The organism is Rhodococcus sp. UFZ-B548 (assembly GCF_903819475.1).
Taxonomy (GTDB): domain Bacteria; phylum Actinomycetota; class Actinomycetes; order Mycobacteriales; family Mycobacteriaceae; genus Rhodococcus_F; species Rhodococcus_F erythropolis.
In genome coordinates this window covers 111,226-126,634 of the sequence record NZ_CAIJDS010000009.1, presented here as the reverse complement: position 1 = coordinate 126,634, position 15,409 = coordinate 111,226, and the positions used below count along the sequence as shown (strand labels likewise).

Here is a 15,409-nt window from a genome sequence, read left to right as displayed (position 1 = left end):
TTTTCCGCAAGGCTCCCGAATCATTCCGACGGGATTTCCTGCCACTCGGCGGACAAGCGCGAAACCCACACAGGCGTGCGCCGTTCCATTAATGCACGAACACCTTCCACCGCGTCCGGCTTCCCCATGACGCGTAGATGCAGGTCCGTTTCGATGGCCGCCACCGTCTCTGGTCGACAGCTGCTGCTCTGGCTCTGCCAGAGCAGTCGCTTCGAGAGTGCCACCGACATCGGTGCAGTGTTCGTCGCAATGTCTCGGGCGATCACCAACGCCGCCGAAAGGACTTCGTCAGCGGGCAGGCAACGGCTACCCAACCCGAGCGCGATTGCCTCGGCTCCGTCGAACGTCCTTCCAGTCAAAAGGATGTCGGCGGCCACAGCCATTCCTGCGATGCGCGGAACCGTCCAATGCGCCATCGCATCCGGCAACACACCGAGGCGAACCTGCGGAATTGCATACTTGGCGTCAGCTGCAAAGATTCTGATATCGGCCTGCATCGCGATGGTGAGGCCGATTCCGATCGCATGTCCGTTCACCGCTGCGATGACCGGCTTTCGCAACTCGAACGCCGGCGGATCCACCGGTGATGACGAAAACTGCTCGCCGTCAGGTGAATCGAAGGTGCCGGCGCCGTCGCCAAGATCTGCACCCGCGCAGAATGCTGGTGGCGCACCGGTCAGCACGATCACGCGAACGGAATCGTCTTCGTCGAGCTTTCGGTACGCCTGCCCCAATTCTCGACCCATGCGCTTGTTGAAGGCATTCCGTTTGTCAGGCCTGTCGAGGGTCACGACGGCAACGCCGCCGTCCACCGAAACCGAGATCATTGCCCCACCGCTTCCGTCCCGACGGCGTCGGCCGGATGCGCAGCCAGGACGTACAGAGATCGTGCGAGGGCATCTACAAAGCGGTCCTGACCCTCGAGCCCACGGGTCAGCCCCTGCATTGTCGTCGTTCCGGCCAGCAGATCGAACAAGAACATCGCGTCTGCACCTGCCGGGATCTCACCACGCCTCACCGCGTCGTCCAGCAGATCCTGAAACGCTGCACGAACCGGCGCACCGATAGCCAACAGACGTTGTCGCGCCTCCGCCGTCCGCGAATCGGCAAGCAGGCCAGGAACTCCGGCCCGCGCCGCGGGTCGGGCAGCGCGGACCAGGAAGATGTGCACCCACGTCGTCAGATCCACCCGCAAATCACCGGTCGACCGAGGCAACGGATGTCCGCCCGGTCCATGCACTGCTTCTTCGATCAGGGCTTCCCGTGACGACCAGCGACGGTAGATGGCCGGCGTATTGACACCGGCAGTCCTGGCAATCGCCGAAATGGTCGTCTGCTGATACCCGACTTCGGCCAGCAGTGTGCGAGCTGCAAGCAGCACAGCCTCGTCCTTGCCTGGGTCGCGTGGTCGTCCGATACGGGCGGGAGACTCGGTTTTCACCATTACATATTAACTCGTAACGTTATCTCCTACCTGAACGAACGCAGTTCAGGTGCCGGACGGCTTGGGGAGCCTCGTCATTCCGTAGACGTGATCAGCGCGCACCGTGAGGATCTGTCGACGCTCCGCAACCATCGCTTCGCGGTACTCCTCCCAATCGGGATGCTCCTGACCGCTGATGTCCCGGTACAGCTCGACCAGTGCGTCAGACACTTCGTCGTGAGGATCGGCCGCGACGGGTGTCACCACGGCAAGTCCTTCGATCACGGCGTAGCTCCAGAAGTCGGGCGCGCTGACGTGAAGGGAAACCCGCGGATCGCGGATCGCATTTTTACTCTTGGCGCGATCGGCTGTGATGGACACGGAAGCCGTCTTCGACTCGACGTCCCAGCGGTAAATGATGTTGGACAACTGTGGGCGGCCGTCACGCTTGACGGTTGCCAGCACGCCTTGTTTTCCCTGGGCCACGAGTGCGAACAACGCGTCGTCGGTGTCTGTGTCATTGCTCATATCTGCACCAACGACGCCGTGCGGCCGGTTTGTTCCGGAGGCAGTCCAGTTCGAAGATCGCGGACCGCAATCGCGCGATGTCTCTTCCCCCGATGGACGACAGCGGACAAAGATGGTCGACATGGCAACTTCTCACGACATCCTCCGACTGACTGCGTTCAGTTCGGATCCGGCCGGCGGTAATCCCGCCGGCGTGCTGCTCGACGCCCGCGGACTCGACGACCCCGAATTACAATCCGTTGCAGCCGAAGTCGGGTATGCCGAGACGGCGTTCCTCATCGAACCGGAACTCGGAGGCAACCCGCGCCACAGCCGGATCCGGTACTTCTCCCCTATCGCCGAAGTACCGTTCTGCGGTCATGCCACTATTGCGACGGCCATCGCTCTCACCGAGCGAGACGGCGACGGAACCTTCACATTCGAAACACCGATCGGACCGGTATCCATCGACACGGCGACCGACGAGGACGGAAGGTCGACCGCGACCTTCATCAGCGTCGAACCGTCGGTCTCGCCGATCGATCACGCCGTGCTGACAGCGCTGCTCGGGCTCATCGGCGTCGATTCGTCTGCGCTCGACGCGCGGTATCCCGCAATGCTTTCGTACGCCGGCAACACTCACCCGATCGTCGTACTTCGTGATCAGTCGACATTCGACGAGTTCACCTTCGATCCATCCGCAATGCGAATTCTGATGGACGCGCAGGGGTGGGCCGGCACGGTGACAATCCTGCATCCCCTCGACGACAACACCTTCGAAGCCCGAAATCTGTTTCCGGTGGGAAACATCGTCGAGGATCCCGCAACCGGGTCCGCAGCGGCGTCGACCGGCGGTTACCTGCGCAAACTCGAACCCGCGGCCACTCCGCGGCGAATCACCATCCACCAGGGCCGACACGTCGGGCGTCCCAGTGTGCTCGAGGTCGACATCCCAGTCGACGGCGGTACCTCGGTCACCGGCACCGCAGTGCCCGTCGTCGACGGGCAATAGTCAACCTCAGCGATGAGTTTCTCCCAGCCGGCGGGTCTATTCACCAGAGCGACGTCACAAGACCATCGCATCGAGCCGGGAGAACACCATGTCTGCAATCACGTCAACCGCACACAACCTCCACGTCACCAAGCCACGTGCCGTACTCGGCGCCACGGTAATTGCTCTCGTCGTCAATCTGATCCTGTGGTTGATCGGCCTCGCATTGGGCGGATCCTTCGAGATGACAGATCAGGGAAAGCCGGCGAGCGTCGCGCCTGGTGGGGTCATCACATTGACGGTGGTGCCACTGCTGGTCGGTTTGTCGGTCGCAATGTTGATCTCACTGAAGTGGGAGCCGATCATCCGCAGCGCCCAGATCGTGGGTGCAGTCGTGGCGCTCGGCACCATCGCTTTGACCATTGCCGCGGACTTCGACGCCGCCAGCACGGTCATGCTCGCGCTGATGCACGTGGTTGTCGCCGCGGGCGTCGTCGTCGCGCTCGAGGCTGTACGTCGGTCCCCCTCGAACTAGACAGCGGTAGGCGGCGCCGAATACGTCTCGACGATCTCGGCTGCCACGTCGCGCAACCGGGTATTCGTCGTCTGAGACTGCTTGCGCAGCATGTGAAATGCGGTGTCGGCGTCGATCCGATGGATGGCCATCAGCATGCCTTTGGCCTGTTCGATCGGCGCCCGGGTCTCGAGCGCACGTTGCAAGGCATCAGCCACCGCCTTGGCGGACTTGAAACGAGAGAAGTCGCCGATCGCGCGTGAGACCGTTGTCGTGAGAATCTCCATGACATCCGCGTCGACGCGGTCGAATGCCGCTGAGGCGCGTCCGTACAGGTTGAACGAACCCAGTCGCTGATCCGGCGTGAAGAGCGGCGCCGCGAGAAAGGACTTGATCCCTTCGTCCTTCGCCGCCGCCGCGAACCGCGGCCAGCGTTCCGCGCTGGTCTCGGCATCGACGACAACGGTTTCACCGGTTCGAGCGGCGTGCAGACATGGTCCGTCGCCGGCGTCGTATTGCTCGATGTCGACACGCAGAGTCCGCGAATCGGTATGAACGGCGGTGTAGGTCTGCCCGGCCAGATCGATGGTGACGCCGATGCTGTCGGCGCCCTCGATGGCGTCGTTCGCGATTTCGACGGCGCGCTGGAGCAAAACCACGAGTTCGTCCTCGTCGCCGATACTTCCTCCGAGCGCTGCCAGCAACTCCCGGACCGCGCTTGCAGTCAGCCGAGTTTCCGCAGCCTCGACGGCGACGTCAGCACCCGTTGCCGTCGCATCGTCCGGCATTACCGACGGCACCGAATCCTCGGTTCTCGGGTCGAAGCCTCTGGGGTCGAAAGCGGTATCCACGACGAAGCATTCTTCCAGCTACCCGGGCCGTCAGGAGAGTGAGTTCGGTGACAGAACCCGGCAAACCGCCGAGTCGTCAACGCCATCGGTCGAGCGCGAGACCCAGATTCCGCCTCGCCCGAGTGTGTTGGCCACGAACCGCGTCCGGACTCAGTTCCAGGACAACTGCGATCTGTGGATACGTCATGCCCTCGACTTCCCGCAAGACCCAGGCGGCGCGCTGACGCAGCGGTAGACGATCGAGTTCGGCTTCAAGAGCGTCGAGAAATGCTGTGCCGCATACTTCCTCGCTCGGATCGCGCAATCGAGTATCGACTTCGTCCCGAAGTCCGTCCACATCGGCGGCGCAGGAGCCGACTTTTCGATGGACATCCGCGATCTTGCGAGAGCAGATCGCGAACAACCAGGTCTTGATGCTCGAGCGCCGCTGAAACCCCGGAAGTTGGCGCCAGGCGGCAACGCAGGTTTCCTGGACGATGTCGTCGACGTCACTCTCACTGGTGACGAGTCGACGGGCAAATCGATACAAGTGCGGGCCGTATCGGCGAACGATGACGTCGAAGGCCGCATGATCGCCGAGCATTGCCGAGTCGACCAGCACCTCGTCACTGAAGTCGGTAAGCAAGCCGTCGAATTGATCTGTCACCGCGCACACTCCTACTAGGGAGCCGTCGCGGGAGTGAGGCCTGGCTATTCTACCGCGTCCACGTCGACGCCCGCGGGAGCGCTCTCAGGCTTCGAGTGCGGAGGCAATGACGGGAAGCCCGATCGGCGCCCCACCGTTGATCAGTTTCTCGAGTAGATCCTGATCGAGGTGCTGCTCGACGAGATCAGCGAGAAGGTCGAGTTGTTGTTCTCGCACCGCGGCAACCGAGGTGTCGGGTGCAGCAACAAAACCGGGAACCGCGATCTCACGCAGCAGGCTGCGCCGAAAGTCGTCACTTTCCAGGAGACCATGCCAGTGTGTCCCTCGAACAGACCCTCGCACACTGCCTTCCGGCACACCGCCCGAGTCCGCCAGCAATGGACGGTCCCCGTTGTGCACGACGCGTCCGTGATGAATCTCGTACCCCGACACCGAGATACCGTCGGCGGAACCGGTTACCTGCGCCAGCACTTTGTCCGAAGCGAATTCGATGTCGAGGTCCAGCAGACCGAGTCCTGCGGTGATCCCTGATCCTGATTCGACGTCATCGACGATGGAATTACCCAGCATCTGGTATCCGCCGCAGACTCCCAGCACCGCCTGCCCGCGGCTCGCTCGGGCGATGATCTCGTCAGCCAGGCCGGTACTCCGCAACCACTCGAGGTCACTCACGGTGGACTTACTACCGGGGATCACCACGAGGTCTGCGTCGCGGATCCGCGACGGATCGGTCACCCACGAAACTGCCACGCCCGGTTCACATGCCAGCGCCTCGACATCCGTCGAGTTGGAGATGCGCGGGAGCCGAACCGCAGCAACGGTGAGCCAGGCCGAACCGACGGGTGGGCCAGGGCGCCCTACCGGGGCGTTGCCGGTGACGCCAAGCGAATCCTCGGCGTCGAGCCAAAGATCGTCGGCAAACGGGATCACTCCGAGAGTGGGTCGACCGGTGAGGCTGCGCAGTTGATCCAGTCCGGGTTCCAACAGTGCAACGTCACCGCGGAATTTGTTGATCACAAATCCCGCGATCAATGCCTGGTCGCTCGGCGAGAGCACAGCAACGGTCCCGAACAGATGGGCCAGGACGCCGCCGCGATCGATGTCACCGACGACGACGACCGGAATCTGCGCAGCCTCAGCCAATCCCATGTTGGCAAGATCCGTTGCGCGCAAGTTGATTTCGGCCGGTGAACCGGCGCCTTCACAGATCACGACGTCGAACTCGGATCGAAGCGATTCGAGATCTTCGGCCACGACGGCGCGAAGCCACTGCCGATGCTGCATGTAATCGCGAGCACCCACCGTGGTCATCGCCTTGCCCCGAACGACCAGTTGCGAAGTGCGATCACTCCCCGGCTTGAGCAGCACGGGATTGAATCGAACACTCGGCTCCAGACCGCATGCCCGCGCCTGAAGTGCCTGCGCACGGCCGATCTCTCCGCCGTCCAGCGTGACCACGGAGTTGTTCGACATGTTCTGTGCCTTGAACGGCGCCACTCGGACGCCTCGACGCGCCAACATGCGACACAATCCGGCTACCAGAACGCTCTTGCCTGCGTCGGAAGTAGTGCCGGCTACCAGCAGAGCGCCGCGCATCGCCGAACTCAAGGCAGGGTGAGAATCTCTGCACCGGTCTCGGTGACCACCAAGGTGTGCTCGAACTGCGCCGTCCACTTACGGTCCTTGGTGACGACGGTCCAGCCGTCCTCCCAGATCTCGTAGTCGATACCACCGAGGTTGATCATCGGTTCGATCGTGAAGACCATGCCCGGTTCGATGATCGTCTCGACCGCGGGCTCGTCGTAGTGCAGGATCACGAGGCCGTTGTGGAAGGTCTCGCCGATTCCGTGTCCGGTGAAGTCCCGGACGACGCCGTACCCGAACCGATGGGCGTAGGACTCGATGACGCGTCCGATCACGTTGAGCGCGCGGCCGGGCTTGACGGCTTTGATGGCCCGCATCGTTGCCTCGTGTGTGCGCTCGACGAGCAAGCGGTTCTCTTCGGACACGTCACCGGCGAGCAACGTCGCATTGGTGTCCCCGTGCACCCCGTTGATGTACGCGGTGACGTCGATATTGACGATGTCTCCGTCCTGGATCACGGTCGAGTCGGGGATTCCGTGGCAGATCACCTCGTTGAGAGACGTGCAGCACGACTTGGGAAAGCTCTTGTAGCCCAACGTCGACGGGTATGCGCCGTGGTCGAGCATGAACTCGTGTGCGATGCGGTCGAGCTCGTCGGTCGTGACACCGGGAGCGACAGCCTTGCCGGCTTCCTGCAGCGCGCCGGCAGCGATCTTGCTGGCGATGCGCATCGCCTCGATCGTCTCCGGCGTCTGAACCCAGGGCTCGTTGCCCTCTTTGGCGGTCGGCTTCCACGCGTACTCGGGCCGCTCGATCTTCGAGGGCACAGCGAGGACGGGAGAGACGGTTCCAGGGACCAATGGGGTACGCACAGACATGCAGAACAGCCTAGACCTCGCGTCGCGCGTCAGCCGGATGCACTCCAGTTCCGGAAAACCGGATCGACGAGAATTCTGATGGGGGTCGACATCGTCTGTCCGAATTCCTCGAAGAGCTTGTCGCGAGATTCGAAGGTGCCCAGATCACGGTCGACGAATTCGGAGAAGTCCAAGCAATCGCACGAAATTGATTTGCCCCAACTGATCGGAGCGCGTCCGATCGCGTCGAACAGTGTCTCCTCGCCGGTATTCGTGAACGGTTCGAGCGCTGAGACCACCGCAGGTGAAACGATCTCGGAGATGTCCTGCCAGCGCCCGTCGACCAGAAATTCCGGCCACGCCAGCAGCACTGACTTCGGAATCACCGCATGTAGACGCCGAAATCTCGGGTACCAGAACTCCCCACGAAGTACGAGACCGCGAACTCGGGTGGCGATACCTCGGCGGCGAGACAACGCTTCGACGATAGCCAGTCTCTGACTGCAGGATCCGCGTCCTCGGCTCAATGTCACCGAGACGGGTTGCCGGTCGTCGAGGCCGTACACCGGCCGAATATTTGCAGCGACGCTGCGATGCGCCGACACCAGGAACTCCTGCGCCGACTGGATCGCACCTTCTGCAATGTCCTCGTAGAGGCGAGCCACGTCATCGTGGCCCCAGTCGAGAATCGGCGTCGCGGTTATATCGCCACCGGACACATCGTGGCGGATGTCACCTTGGCGGATTCCGCCGAGCAGCACGCACGTCATGTCTCAACCGTAGTGCGCGACCGGAATCGGTGGAGCCTGACAGAATCCGAACCGTGAAGAAATGGCTCCTGTTGATCACCGCGATCCTGACCGAGGTGTCTGCGACTCTGTCTCTGCGCGCGGCCCTCGATCACCCCGCCTGGTACGTCGTGGTCGTCGGCGGATATCTCGCAGCATTCACCGCGTTGTCGTTCGTCCTGCGGGAGGGCATGGGACTCGGTGTTGCATACGGAATCTGGGGCGCAACCGGAGTTGTCCTGACCGCGGTGTTCGCGACTTTCCTTTTCGGCGACCCCCTGACAGCCACGATGGGCGTCGGCATTGCCCTGGTCATCGGCGGAGTCCTCTGCGTTGAACTCGGTTCCCAGGTTGCTGCCGACAGCGGGCCGGCGGACCCGGCATGACTTTCGTATTTCTGATCGCTGCAATTATTTCCGAGGTCACCGCGACGTTGTCACTACGGATGGCGTCGCAGGACGGCAGCGACAAACGATGGCTCGCGGTTGTCACCGTGGGGTACCTCGCCGCTTTCGCTTTCCTCACGCTCGCACTCGACGCGGGCCTGACGATCGGCGTTGCGTACGGCATCTGGACTGCTTGCGGGGTGGCGCTAACAGCAATCGCATCCCGCATTCTCTTTCGCGAACCGCTGACCAAGCTCATGATCGTGGGGATCGGCCTTATCGCGGCAGGCGTGCTTCTCATCGAACTCGGTGCGGGCCACTGAACCCAGCAAACAGGGTGTAAGGTTTACCTAACTTTGCTTTGGAGGTAGTCCGCAGTGCCGATCCCTGCCCTTCGTGAAATCGACGGTGGCCTCCACCTGTCGGATTCCGACCGCCACACTCCGATGGCGCGCGCCGTCCCGGCGCCGTTCCAACTGACGACGTACATCGTCGAGACCGACCACATCACCCAGTGGCCACAGCACGCTCATGCCGAGCACGAACTCATCTGGTCCGACCGCGGCGTCGTCAACATGATCATCGACAATCAACTCTGGACCGTCACGCCCGGCGTCGGCCTGTGGATCCCTCGCGGGGTCCTCCACGAAGGTCAAGCCAATCCCCACGTCGCATTCCGCGCCACTCTCTTCACCCCCGAGTTGTGGACTCCCACCTGGAACGAACCGTGCATCGTGACCTTGAGTGAGGCAGCCCGGGTACTGCTGATACACCTCGCCCATACCGGAATGCCTGCAGAACAACGCCTTCGGGCACAGCAGGTCTGTGTCGATCTCCTCACCCCGGCATCGGCACCTCACTTCGATGTACCGATCCCCCGCGATCCCCGGCTTCGACAACTCGTCGACAAAGTGTTGTCGGATCCCGCCGACGATCGGTCACTCGACCAGTGGGCGCACGTTCTCAACCTCAGCCGACGCACGGTCACCCGGATTTTTGCCGCGGAACTTGCGCTCAGTTTTGCGCAATGGCGCACTCTGGTTCGCATGAGCACAGCACTGGGCATGCTCGGGACCGGGATGAGTGTGAACGCCGTCAGCCGTCGAGTCGGGTACGGGACGTCGAGCTCGTTCATCGCTGCTTTCCGTAAGACGGTCGGCTACACCCCTGGCAATGCGCTCGCCGCTGTCAACTGACTCGAGCCTGACCTGTTGTCGACATCTGCTGGCCCCTTCGCTACACGCACGCGCCCTACATTCACTTAGGTAAGCCTGCTCTCATGTGCGTACCGCACTGAGTCGTGCAAGCACTTCCCCGATCAATCCCGAGGAGTTTCGCGTGTTCAGATCTGCCCGTCAGAGAATTCGTCCCCAACGGAAGAGGCGAATTGTCGTTGCGCTGATGGTGGCGGCCGCACTGCCTCTGACCGCCTGCACGCAGTCGTCATCGGACGCCCAGGAAAATAGTTCGTCGGCATCTGCTGTCGAGGACGGCGCATACCCCGTCACGATCGAGCACGCATTCGGCGGCACCACCATCGACAAGGAACCGACCAGGATCCTCACCCTCGATTCCGCAGCGGCCGACACTGTCATCGCCCTCGGCGTCACTCCGATTGCAATGCAGAAGGACTCGTGGGCCGGCGACGCCGACGGCTTCCTCCCGTGGACGCGCGCGGAACTCGAGAAGTCGGGCCAGCCGCTGCCCACACCGGCGCCGTACTACTCCGACAGCGGTGAGCTTCTGTTCGAGCAGATCCTCAATGCCGCACCCGACCTGATTCTGGCCCCGTACTCCGGTTTCTCCGAGCAGGACTATTCGCGTCTGAGCTCGATCGCCCCGACACTCCCCTACGACACCAAGCCGTACCAGCCGAGTTCGTGGCAAAACCTCGCCACCGATGTCGGCAAGGCCTTGGGGCGCCCGGCCCAGACCGCGGATTTGATCAAGTCCGTCGAAAAGACGGTGGAAGAGTCGAAGACCAGCCATCCTGAATTCAATGGAGTCACGTTCGCCTTCGGGTCTTACATCCGCGAAGGCGAAACCGAAACGGCCATCTACGGCCCGGACGATCCGCGCGTGAAGTTCGTCGAAAACCTCGGACTCACAGTCGCTCCCGACGTGGTCAACGGTGCCAAGAACTTTGCAGGCGACTCGTTCCTGTTCGGCATCAGCATGGAAAAGCTCGACACGATAAACACCGACGTATATCTCGGATGGGCAAGCGATCAGTCGGAAGTCGACAGCACGTTGGCCAACACCCTGTTCGCACGGTGGCCGGTTATCGCCAACGGGAAGGACTTGTGGATCACCGACAATCGCCTGACAGCCGCCACCATGTACGTCAGCGTTTTGAGCGTTCCATGGGCAACTGACGAGCTGGTCCCCCAGTTGACCGAACTGGTTGCGAAGTAGCAGCTCGGCCCTCCTGATCAGAGACTTGTAGGCCACTCACTGCGCAGCGTTGCAAAAACCACAGTGTCGGTCCACTCGTTCTTGATCCACGCGTTCTGCCGAAAATGTGCCTCTCGCCGCAACCCGATTCGCCGCGCGAGTCGCGCCGAGGATTCGTTTCTCGCATCCATCTGCGCGACCACGCGGCGCAATCGGGGTGTCGCGAAGACCAGGTCGATCAGAGCGGTCACAGCTTCCGTCGCGAATCCTCGGCCGCCGAAGTCGGGCGAGAATGCCCACCCGACTTCGGCGGTGCGCTCGGTGTCGACAGCGTCCCCTGATTCGTCGACTAGCCAGGCACTCACGCTTCCGACAACCCGGCCCTCGTATTCGACGACAAGAGCCACCGCGCCCGCTCTCAGGTCGCGGCGAGACATTCTGGTCTGCACTGCCTCTCGCGCATCGTCCGGGCTCCAGGGTTCGTTGAACAAATACCGGCACACGTCGCTACGCCCGTAGAAGGTGAGAAGGTCCTGATGATCGCCGGGACGGTAGGTACGAAGCACCAGTCGATCCGTCCGAATTGTTACCGGCGCAGTCGTCGGCGTCATGCCTGCGTCCTCCACATCCATGCCGTCACGGTAGATCCTCTCGGATTCGTGGGCGAGCGAATATCGCGAGGATGTCCAGCGCTCAATGTTTGATTTGCCCCGTGGCGGGATACTTCACCACCGTAAATAGTCGCAATACGGAGTTACGCCAGGCAATTTCGCACTTGATACCAAGGGGCGGTCATGGCCGAGGAATCACTGGTCAAGCAAGGTGTGGCAAAAGGAAGCGCGCTGGGCGGAGCCGTTCTTCTCGTCACCGTCGGCGTGCTCGAAATTCTCCAAGGCATCTCGGCGATATCCAAGGACGATGTGACCGTTGTCGGCCCTGAATACGCGTACCAATTCGACCTCACCTCCTGGGGATGGATTCACCTCGTACTCGGCGTGCTCGTCACCGCTGTCGGAATCATGCTCTTCACCGGCGCGACGTGGGCACGGGTAGGCGCGATAATCTTCTGTTCGCTCTCGATCCTCGCGAATTTCCTGTGGCTACCCCACTCTCCGTGGTGGTCGATCACCATCATCGCGCTCGACGTATTCGTCATCTGGGCTGTCGCGACATGGAATCCCGACGTGATCTGAGGTCTCGACTTCGGATACACCCATCGAATTCAGCGTTTTCATCTGTGCGGCAGTAGTTTCCCTCCGGAGAGGAACATGATGGCAAACGGCACGAACGACGGCCCACTCCAGGAGGACGAACGTGCCGAACTAGCCAGGTTGCGGCAAGAGGTTGCAACACTTCGAGAGCAGACTCCCAGCGCCCGCGAAACGACCGTCGAGCAAGTCTCCCGGCCACCTCGACACGGACTCCGGTGGACTGCCGTGGCGATACTGCTGGTGTTGGTCGCCCTCCTTGCAGTCTTGTCCGTGACCACCCGCTTCACCCGTAGTCAGATACTCGATACGGACCGCTACGTCAGCACGGTCGCGCCACTGGGCGAGAATCCCGCCGTGCAGGCCGAGATCACGAATCAGATCACCGACGAGATCTTCGATCGTGTCGACGTCGAGGGGCTCACCACCGACGCACTCACCGCACTGACCGACGTGTCGAATCTTGCGGCCAACGCGCCGCGTCTAGATCAAGCCGTAGTGGGGTTGGCACCGGTGATCGCCGGCCAGGCAAAGAGCTTTGTTCACGACACGGTGGGCTCGCTCGTTCGGTCACAACAGTTCGAGGACTTGTGGATTCAAGCGAACCGATCGGCGCACAACGCACTGGTCTCGGTCATGACCGGAGATTACGGCCCCAATTCCGTCGAAGTCGATCAGAGCGGAACCGTCAGCATTTCGCTCAGTACGATCATCGACAGGGTCAAAGCAGCTTTGATCGACCGCGGCTTCGCCTTCGCAGACAAAATCCCCTCCGTGGACAAGGAATTTGTTCTCTTCCAGTCCCCCGAGCTGGTGAAGGCTCAGCGAGCCGTCTCGGCACTCGACAAGGTCTCAGCGGTGCTGCCGTGGTTGGGAATCGCTTGCGCGGCAGCCGCTGTCGCCGTTGCGCCAACCGGTCGCAGGCTCCGCGCACTGTCCCTGGTCGGCCTGTCGATTGCGTTGGGAATGCTGGTTCTCGCGATCGGAATTCTCATCGGACGCGCAATCTACCTCGACAGTGTGCCCACCGATATCCTCTCGCCAGACGCCGCCACTGCCGTCATCGACACAGTTCTGGTACCACTGCGCACGAGCCTGCGAGCGGTCGCGGTCCTCGGCGTGGTGATAGGGCTCGGGGCCTACCTGGTCGGTGGGTCGTCGTCGGCGATCGCCGTTCGACGAGGCTACGGGCAGGCATTGGACTTCGTCCGGCATTCTTCAAGCGGCCGTACGCCGAATCAGGTGGAGCGGTGGGCCAATCAGCTTCGTGTTCCGCTGCGCTGCGCCATCATCGGCATCGCCGCACTGTTGCTGCTCTTCTGGCGCTACCCCACCGGTCTGGTCGTGGGTTGGATCGTCATCATTGCGCTGGTTGCACTCGTAGCTCTCGAAGTGCTGGTTCGTCCCGCACGCGCCGCCGCGCAGGACGCCCGGCCTGACGACGCCGGAACCGACGACGCCAGGCCTGGGGCAGAAGATACAAAAACTACGCCAGCGCCTTTGCCTTGATTGCCTGGAATTCCTCTTCGTTGATCGCGCCGGAGTCGAGAAGCTCTCTGGCGTCGGCAATCTGCTGAGTCGGAGACCTGCCGGCGACGGTTCGAATGTAGTCACTCTGCGCGTGTATGTGCTGTTGAGCGGCCTCCATCGACCGCCGAGTCATTCCGTCATTCTTGACAACCACGTAGATCATCGCGGACAAGAATGGAATGACGAAGAGGAAAATCATCCACAACGCCTTGGCCCAACCCGAAGTCTCGTGATCACGGAACAAGTCGGTGATGATCGAGAACAACACGCTCAAATACGCCACAAAGGCAAAGCAGACGAAGATGAACCAGAAGAATTCCCAGAAACCTTCCATGTCAACGCTCCCTGTACTCGGTTTACACATAAGGAGTTCGGGAGGCTGACATTCCGCGCCTGAAATCTGCAGTCGGCCAAAACTCCCTGGTCCAAGGTCATTTCAGTATGCGCCGACGACGTCCGTTCCGGCTACAGTTCGAGAGGGTTCAGCACTGCGGACCGTTCATCCATTATCGGAATCACGATCATCCGGTTCGAGATCTCGTGTCTGGCCGCCTTTTCGACAAGGAGAGGCACGAAATCACGTATCCGACACCCCGCAAAACGTTGGTGAATTGTTCGCACTCTGTTTTCGATCTCCGGTGGAGGAACATTCGGATACCGGGAAATCAGGCGAGTGATCACCCGCTCGACGTGGAGCAACTCTTCGTCGCCAGTCATTCATTAATGGTCGTCCGTCCAGGCGACTGCGTCAAGACTCGAAACAGGTTCGAAAACAACACGATTCGGGTCTCGATCACGGAGAGAATAGGTTGACCGAATACGGGGCATACACATACGAGCGGACGATGCCCCGCGCGCTCACGTCTCCAAGGAGTGGAAGTGGGAAAGAACGCTCGGATTCTTCACGACGACGCGGCACTCGTCGCAGAAAAACCGATGAAGAACAAGGTATACCGCCACGAACTCAAGCCGATGCACGGTGAGCTCGTGGCTTTGCAGGAGTGGGTCAAATCGTCTGGCGCCAAGGTCTGCATCGTGTTCGAAGGCCGAGATACCGCGGGGAAGGGCGGAGTAATCAAAGCCATCACCGAACGCGTGAGTCCACGAGTGTTCCGGGTGGTTGCTCTACCGGCGCCGACCGAGCGAGAGCATTCGCAGATGTATGTCCAGCGTTACGTCCCACATCTCCCGGCGGCGGGCGAGATCGTCATCTTCGACCGAAGTTGGTACAACCGTGCCGGAGTCGAACGAGTGATGGGCTTTTGCACCGAAGAACAGGCTCATCAATTTCTCCAGCTCATTCCGACCGTCGAACGCGCGATCGTGGAATCGGGAGTCATCCTGCTCAAGTACTGGCTCGAGGTCAGCGAAGAACAGCAGCTCTTACGTCTGCAAAGCCGGATCGACGATCCTCGAAAGATCTGGAAGCTGTCGAATCTCGATCTGAAGTCGTTCAGTCATTGGTACGACTACTCGCGTGCTCGCGACGAGATGTTTCGCTTCACCGACACCGGCTGGGCGCCCTGGTATGTCGCAAACAACGACGACAAGAAACGCGGACGACTCAACATCATCAGTCACATTTTGAGTCAGATCCCCTACGAGCCCGTGCAATCCACTGACATCACCCTGCCGAAACGGCAGAAGGCCCACGGCTACCAGACGCCCAAACAACCGCTTCACTGGATTCCGACCCGGTATTGACGATCGCCAAGGAAAGGACGTGCGGT

At 61.4% G+C, this 15,409-nt stretch carries 20 protein-coding genes; 9 read left to right on the top strand and 11 right to left on the bottom strand.

Features of this window, described 5'->3' with window-relative positions; genetic code table 11:
• Nucleotides 1-20: 20 nt before the first annotated feature.
• Genes H7C86_RS11255 through H7C86_RS11245 form a run of 3 tightly spaced genes read right to left on the bottom strand, consistent with a single transcriptional unit; the run spans nt 21 to nt 1,951 of the window.
• Nucleotides 21-827, bottom strand: coding sequence for an enoyl-CoA hydratase/isomerase family protein (locus H7C86_RS11255; RefSeq protein ID WP_020907411.1), 807 nt, complete (start codon nt 825-827; stop codon nt 21-23).
• On the bottom strand, nt 824-1,444 hold the full coding sequence (locus H7C86_RS11250) for a TetR/AcrR family transcriptional regulator (RefSeq protein ID WP_020907410.1): 621 nt from the start codon (nt 1,442-1,444) through the stop codon (nt 824-826). Before H7C86_RS11250 ends, H7C86_RS11255 begins: the two co-directional genes overlap by 4 nt.
• A 45-nt stretch (nt 1,445-1,489) precedes the next feature.
• Complete coding sequence (locus H7C86_RS11245; RefSeq protein WP_020969381.1) at nt 1,490-1,951, bottom strand: PPOX class F420-dependent oxidoreductase; 462 nt, start codon at nt 1,949-1,951, stop codon at nt 1,490-1,492.
• A 121-nt stretch (nt 1,952-2,072) separates the two neighbouring features.
• On the opposite strand from H7C86_RS11245, the gene H7C86_RS11240 reads away from it, so the two are divergent.
• Both H7C86_RS11240 and H7C86_RS11235 read left to right on the top strand, forming a co-directional pair.
• Entirely contained in the window at nt 2,073-2,942 is an 870-nt protein-coding gene (locus H7C86_RS11240) for a PhzF family phenazine biosynthesis protein (protein WP_259349030.1), read from the top strand.
• 88 nt (nt 2,943-3,030) lie between these two features.
• Entirely contained in the window at nt 3,031-3,456 is a 426-nt protein-coding gene (locus tag H7C86_RS11235) for a DUF6069 family protein (RefSeq protein WP_182261075.1), read from the top strand.
• Here H7C86_RS11235 and H7C86_RS11230 read toward each other — a convergent pair.
• The 5 genes from H7C86_RS11230 to H7C86_RS11210 all read right to left on the bottom strand — a co-directional run bounded on the left by H7C86_RS11230 (nt 3,453) and on the right by H7C86_RS11210 (nt 8,143).
• Nucleotides 3,453-4,286 carry a GAF and ANTAR domain-containing protein gene (locus tag H7C86_RS11230; RefSeq protein WP_019748033.1) on the bottom strand — a complete coding sequence of 278 codons (834 nt, stop codon included), beginning with the start codon at nt 4,284-4,286 and terminating at the stop codon, nt 3,453-3,455. The two genes, H7C86_RS11235 and H7C86_RS11230, sit on opposite strands and share 4 nt — an antisense overlap.
• Before the next feature lie 76 nt (nt 4,287-4,362).
• Nucleotides 4,363-4,932 carry an RNA polymerase sigma factor gene (locus H7C86_RS11225; protein WP_020969378.1) on the bottom strand — a complete coding sequence of 190 codons (570 nt, stop codon included), beginning with the start codon at nt 4,930-4,932 and terminating at the stop codon, nt 4,363-4,365.
• 84 nt (nt 4,933-5,016) lie between these two features.
• Nucleotides 5,017-6,528, bottom strand: a complete 1,512-nt coding sequence (locus tag H7C86_RS11220; protein WP_182261076.1) for a cobyric acid synthase — start codon at nt 6,526-6,528, stop codon at nt 5,017-5,019.
• Between the two features lie 8 nt (nt 6,529-6,536).
• On the bottom strand, nt 6,537-7,394 hold the full coding sequence (gene map, locus H7C86_RS11215; RefSeq protein ID WP_182261077.1) for a type I methionyl aminopeptidase: 858 nt from the start codon (nt 7,392-7,394) through the stop codon (nt 6,537-6,539).
• A gap of 29 nt (nt 7,395-7,423) precedes the next feature.
• Entirely contained in the window at nt 7,424-8,143 is a 720-nt protein-coding gene (locus H7C86_RS11210; RefSeq protein WP_042951657.1) for a transglutaminase domain-containing protein, read from the bottom strand.
• 53 nt (nt 8,144-8,196) lie between these two features.
• Between H7C86_RS11210 and H7C86_RS11205 the strand changes: the two genes are divergently transcribed.
• The 4 genes from H7C86_RS11205 to H7C86_RS11190 all read left to right on the top strand — a co-directional run bounded on the left by H7C86_RS11205 (nt 8,197) and on the right by H7C86_RS11190 (nt 10,962).
• Entirely contained in the window at nt 8,197-8,547 is a 351-nt protein-coding gene (locus H7C86_RS11205; RefSeq protein ID WP_019748028.1) for a multidrug efflux SMR transporter, read from the top strand.
• A complete protein-coding gene (locus H7C86_RS11200) occupies nt 8,544-8,870 on the top strand; it encodes a multidrug efflux SMR transporter (RefSeq protein WP_019748027.1) in 327 nt (108 codons plus the stop codon). Before H7C86_RS11205 ends, H7C86_RS11200 begins: the two co-directional genes overlap by 4 nt.
• 54 nt (nt 8,871-8,924) lie before the next feature.
• Nucleotides 8,925-9,743 (top strand): AraC family transcriptional regulator, encoded by an 819-nt coding sequence (locus H7C86_RS11195; RefSeq protein ID WP_020907402.1) that lies wholly within the window; start codon nt 8,925-8,927, stop codon nt 9,741-9,743.
• A gap of 142 nt (nt 9,744-9,885) precedes the next feature.
• Nucleotides 9,886-10,962: an ABC transporter substrate-binding protein gene (locus H7C86_RS11190; protein ID WP_225989566.1), complete on the top strand. Its 1,077-nt coding sequence runs from the start codon at nt 9,886-9,888 to the stop codon at nt 10,960-10,962.
• Nucleotides 10,963-10,979: 17 nt separating this feature from the next.
• On the opposite strand, the gene H7C86_RS11185 is transcribed toward H7C86_RS11190, so the two are convergent.
• A complete protein-coding gene (locus H7C86_RS11185; RefSeq protein WP_135000349.1) occupies nt 10,980-11,573 on the bottom strand; it encodes a GNAT family N-acetyltransferase in 594 nt (197 codons plus the stop codon).
• A 162-nt stretch (nt 11,574-11,735) separates the two neighbouring features.
• On the opposite strand from H7C86_RS11185, the gene H7C86_RS11180 reads away from it, so the two are divergent.
• Nucleotides 11,736-12,134 (top strand): hypothetical protein, encoded by a 399-nt coding sequence (locus H7C86_RS11180; protein WP_019748023.1) that lies wholly within the window; start codon nt 11,736-11,738, stop codon nt 12,132-12,134.
• 78 nt (nt 12,135-12,212) lie between these two features.
• Nucleotides 12,213-13,658, top strand: a complete 1,446-nt coding sequence (locus H7C86_RS11175; RefSeq protein ID WP_182261162.1) for an ABC transporter ATP-binding protein — start codon at nt 12,213-12,215, stop codon at nt 13,656-13,658.
• On the opposite strand, the gene H7C86_RS11170 is transcribed toward H7C86_RS11175, so the two are convergent.
• Nucleotides 13,636-14,013, bottom strand: coding sequence for an SHOCT domain-containing protein (locus tag H7C86_RS11170; RefSeq protein WP_020969370.1), 378 nt, complete (start codon nt 14,011-14,013; stop codon nt 13,636-13,638). The genes H7C86_RS11175 and H7C86_RS11170 overlap by 23 nt on opposite strands.
• A 131-nt stretch (nt 14,014-14,144) precedes the next feature.
• On the bottom strand, nt 14,145-14,396 hold the full coding sequence (locus H7C86_RS37215) for a three-helix bundle dimerization domain-containing protein (protein WP_019748020.1): 252 nt from the start codon (nt 14,394-14,396) through the stop codon (nt 14,145-14,147).
• A 219-nt stretch (nt 14,397-14,615) separates the two neighbouring features.
• On the opposite strand from H7C86_RS37215, the gene ppk2 reads away from it, so the two are divergent.
• Complete coding sequence (gene ppk2 / locus H7C86_RS11165) at nt 14,616-15,383, top strand: polyphosphate kinase 2 (RefSeq protein WP_153212522.1); 768 nt, start codon at nt 14,616-14,618, stop codon at nt 15,381-15,383.
• Nucleotides 15,384-15,409: the final 26 nt, after the last annotated feature.